Raw genomic sequence first — 4399 nt, 5'->3', positions numbered from 1 at the left:
ATGCTCAGACCCAGCGCGCTGGCCTTCTCGTCATTGATCTCCAGCTGATACTGCGGCTCATCTTCCAGTCCGTTCATGCGCACCTGCGCCAGATGCGGATCTTTGTTGGCCAGATCGATTAATTGGTGCGTGGCATCCATCATCTGCTGATGGGTGTGCGCGCCCGTATCCTGCAGATAGAGATCGAAGCCAGTGGCGTTACCCAGCTCCATCACCGCAGGCGGCACCATGGCGAAGATTTTGGCGTTTTTATAGTTGGCAAAATGCGCCATCACCCGGTTCGCCAGATCCTGTACGCTTTGCCCGCTGTGGGTACGATCGCTCCAGTCCTTCAGGCGCACGAAGGCCATGGCGTTACTCTGGCCGCGACCGGCAAAGTTAAAGCCCGCCACGCCAAAGGTGGTGGTGACCACTGAGGCTTCATTCTTCTGCAGGTAGTCATTGAGATCGTTGATCACCTGCTGCGTACGCTGTGAAGAGGAGTTCACCGGCAGCGTCATCTGCACCATCATCAAGCCCTGATCTTCTGCAGGCAGGAACGTGGTCGGCACACGCGTGAACAAAAAGCCCGTCACGCCGACGATCACCAGGTAGATCACCAGGAACAGGCCGCGACGGGAAATAACGTTGTTAACGCCGCGCGTATAGTGCATCGCGCCGCTGTCGAACTTACGGTTAAACCAGCCAGCAAAACCGGTGGTCTTGTGCTCAGCCGCCGAAGGCTTGAGCAGGGTGGCACAGAGTGCAGGGGTAAAGATCAGCGCCATGATCACCGACAGCGCCATCGCCGACACAATGGTGATCGAGAACTGGCGATAAATCACCCCGGTCGAGCCGGAGAAGAACGCCATTGGCAGCAGCACCGCTGACAGCACCAGCGCAATACCAAACAGTGCGCCCTGTATCTGCTGCATCGACTTGATGGTGGCGGTTTTCGGATCGAGATGTTCTTCGTGCATCACACGCTCGACGTTCTCCACCACCACGATGGCATCATCCACCAACAGCCCTATCGCCAGCACCATACCGAACATGGTCAGGGTGTTGATGCTGTAACCGAAGGCCGACAGGATGCCGAAGGTACCGAGCAACACCACCGGCACCACCAGGGTGGTAATCAGGGTGGCGCGCAGGTTTTGCAGGAACAGCAGCATGACGAAGAACACCAGCACCACCGCTTCGATCAGCGTTTTCACCACTTCTTCAATCGAGGCGCTGACCACTGGCGAAGTGTCATACGGATACTGAATTTCAACATTATCCGGCAGTGAGTCTTTCAGATCGGCTATGGTCTGACGCACCGCTTTGGCGGTATCCAGTTCGTTCGCCCCGGTGGCCAGACGCAGCGCGATACCTGCCGCGGGCTTGCCGTTCATGGTGGCGTCAATGCCGTAGCTCTGCGGACCGAGCGCCACGCTGGCAACGTCTTTCAAACGCACCTGCGAACCATCGCTGTTCACTTTCAACAGCACATTTTCAAACTGCTGCACCGTGGTGAAGCGGGTTTTACCCAGCACCGTGGCCTGGGTTTTCGCGCCCTGAATGGTTGGTAAACCGCCGAGTGAACCGGATGACACCTGCACGTTCTGGTTATCAATGGCGGTGGTGACGTCGCTCGGCATCAGGTTGTACTTGTACAGTTTGGCGGGATCGAGCCAGATGCGCATGGCATATTCCGAACCCAGTACCATAAAGTCACCGACACCCGGCGTACGCGAGATCGGGTCTTCCAGTTTCGATACCAGCATGTCGGCCAGATCGCCGTTGCTCAGCTTGCCGTCTTTGGAGATCAGCCCGATGACCATCATGAAGTTCTTTTGGTACTTACGGATGCGGATCCCTTGCTGGGTCACGTCGGTTGGCAACTGCGATTCCGCCAGCGAGACACGGTCCTGTACCTGCACCTGGGCGATATCCGGATTGATGCCCTGGTTGAAGGTGGCGATGATCTGCGCACTGCCGTCCGAGGCACTGCTCGATTCCAGATAGCGCAAGCCATCCAACCCGTTCAACTGCTGCTCAATCACCTGCACCACGGTGTTCTGGGTGGTTTCGGCGCTGGCCCCCGGATAAGTCACCGAGATCGACACCGCAGGTGGGGAGATATTGGGATACTGATTGACCGGCAAACTGATGGCCGCAATCCCGCCCACCAGCATCACGATAATCGCGATAACCCAGGCAAAGATGGGACGTTCAATAAAAAACTTCGACATGCCGCCCCCTTATTGCGCTGCTGCGTCGGTCATCGACAGACTGACAGCGTTGGCAGATGGCGTGTCATGGGTGTTGGCGGCGGTGGTGGTGACTTTCGCCCCAGCACGCACGCTTTGCAGATTGTTCACCACCACGTTTTCACCTTCGCTCAGGCCGGAGGTCACCAGCCATTCACCTTTGATCATCTCGCCGGTGTGAATGCTGCGCTGCTCAATGGTGTTATCGCTTTTCACCACGTAAACATACGGCTGGCCTTTGGTGTCATGCATGATCGACTCCTGCGGCACCAGAATCCCCTGCTGCTGAATGCCCTGCGGGAAGCTAGCGTGTACATACATGCCTGGCAGCAGTTCATTATGCGGGTTCGGGAACACCGCACGCAGCACCACGGTGCCGGTAGCGGTGTCGACGTTCACTTCCGAGAACGCCAGTTTGCCCTGCTGCCCATACTGGCTGTTGTCTTCCAGAGAGAGTCCGACCGCCGCCGTGTTGTCATCCACTTTGGCGATCTTACCGTCGGCTAAGGCTCGGCGCAGACGCAGCAGGTCGGTAGAGGATTCACTGACATCAACATAGATCGGATCAAGTTGGGTAATGGTGGCGAGATAGTCGGTCTGGCCGTTAGTCACCAGCGCACCGGCGGTATACAGCGAACGGCTGATATGTCCGGAGATCGGCGCCTTCACCAGTGTGTAATCGAGATTGACCTTAGCGGTTTCCACATCGGCCTGTGCTTCACGCTCTGCCGCGACGGCATCGTCGTAAGTTTGCTGGCTGATGGCATGCGCAGAAGCGAGCGGCTGATAGCGTTTTGCCACCATGGCATCGTTTTGCCAGGTCGCCATCGCTTTGTCGTAAGCGGCTTTATAGGTCGCCGGATCGATCTGATAGAGCGGCTGACCCGCTTTCACTTCGCCGCCTTCGGTAAACAGGATTTTCTGGATCACGCCGCTGACTTGTGGGCGCACCTGTGCGGTGCGGACCGCCGTGGTGCGGCCAGGCAGTTGTGTCACCAACGTTACGGGCTCAGATTTTAGGGCGATGACACCCACCTGGGGTGTCGCGGATGCAGCGGGCTTTGCTCCGCCCTGGTCACAGGCTGCCAGTAAAAACACCACGCTGGCAGAAAGAAGTTTCAGGCGCATAATTTTTCTCTGGATGAAAGGAGGGATAGTCACTGATGTGATGACATGCAAAAAATCATTGTAGGGAGGGAGTGATAAGGCGGTTGTTAAGGTTGCGTAAAATATATTTTCCAAAGGAAAATGGTAAACCTTTCGTGCCATAAATGGCTGTGAAAATTAGCTTTTTGCGGGTTTTTTACCGCCATGCAGAGCAACAGGTTTACCCTTTCGGCTCGATCCCGCGACGGCGCAGTTCGCGACGCGCCAAATCTTTCAACCAGCACGATAGCGTGATGTTTTCATCTTCGGTGACTTCGCGCAGTTGGTCATGCAACTCCGGATGAATGCGTAACTGAAACGCCGTGGAGCGGCCCTCGCCTTTTGGCGTTCGGTCTTTGGTTTTTGGCATCGGGTCACACCTCAACGAATGGCAATAAAAAAACGCCCCAAAGCCGCGCTACCAACACGGCAAGGGGCTGGCGAACCGAAATGGAATGCGGCATCGCGGTGCGTTACATACAGGTTACACGGCAAGATATTTTTATGTTGGCGGGGAAGTGTTAAGACTCAGACAAGAGGTGTGAGCGAGTTCGCTGAGTGCTGAATTTCAGGCAAAAAAAACCCACGCATCCGCGTGGGTCGGTGCAACCGAACAGGGTGAATACCTGAAGACAGGTATTGCTGCCGCAGCAGCCGATCTTCACACCAATCAATACCTCTGGGACTTTTATCGTCGCCGAAAGTGGTGTGAGAAAACAGCCGCAAATCGCAACGGAATTCGGCGAAATGCAACGAGGTGTGAAAAGCACCTCACGGCAGTTACATCCTGATTTTACTAAGATTTATCCGAAGTCGGTTTGCTGTAAATGGCGTCAGGCGCAATGTTCATATGCTTCAACACCGGCCCCATAATGCTGCCGAAAATCGGCGCCGCTACCGAACCACCAAAGTGATCGCCCGCCGTCGGATGGTTGACCATCACCACCAGCGCCACCTCAGGATAGCTCGGACGCGCCGTCTGCTGGGAACGAGTGCACGCCCCGTGAGTACTGAAGTTC

3 protein-coding genes and 1 pseudogene are annotated in these 4399 nt (G+C 56.0%); all 4 read right to left on the bottom strand.

The genetic code is table 11. From position 1 onward, the window contains the following. Positions 1 to 2216, bottom strand: a 2216-nt coding sequence (locus tag H7A81_RS26095; protein ID WP_182059206.1) for an efflux RND transporter permease subunit, incomplete at its 3' end; no start/stop codon positions are given. Positions 2217 to 2225: 9 nt separating this feature from the next. Next, entirely contained in the window at positions 2226 to 3362 is a 1137-nt protein-coding gene (locus tag H7A81_RS26090) for an efflux RND transporter periplasmic adaptor subunit (protein ID WP_097118004.1), read from the bottom strand. A 199-nt stretch (positions 3363 to 3561) separates the two neighbouring features. Next, the gene (locus H7A81_RS26085) at positions 3562 to 3750 is read right to left on the bottom strand and encodes a hypothetical protein (protein ID WP_058961818.1); all 189 of its coding nucleotides are present in this window, start codon (positions 3748 to 3750) and stop codon (positions 3562 to 3564) included. Positions 3751 to 4176: 426 nt separating this feature from the next. Then, a pseudogene (locus H7A81_RS26080) lies at positions 4177 to 4399 on the bottom strand (hypothetical protein); the annotation flags it as partial.

The sequence above is a fragment of the Pantoea sp. ME81 genome (assembly GCF_903970985.1).
GTDB classification, from domain to species: domain Bacteria; phylum Pseudomonadota; class Gammaproteobacteria; order Enterobacterales; family Enterobacteriaceae; genus Pantoea; species Pantoea communis.
This window is presented reverse-complemented; position numbering and strand designations above follow the sequence as displayed.

Bases quoted from the DNA above. Each gene is read 5' to 3' on its own strand.
- H7A81_RS26090 (WP_097118004.1), bottom strand. From the start codon at position 3,362: ATGCGCCTGAAACTTCTTTCTGCCAGCGTGGTGTTTTTACTGGCAGCC.
- H7A81_RS26085 (WP_058961818.1), bottom strand. From the start codon at position 3,750: ATGCCAAAAACCAAAGACCGAACGCCAAAAGGCGAGGGCCGCTCCACG.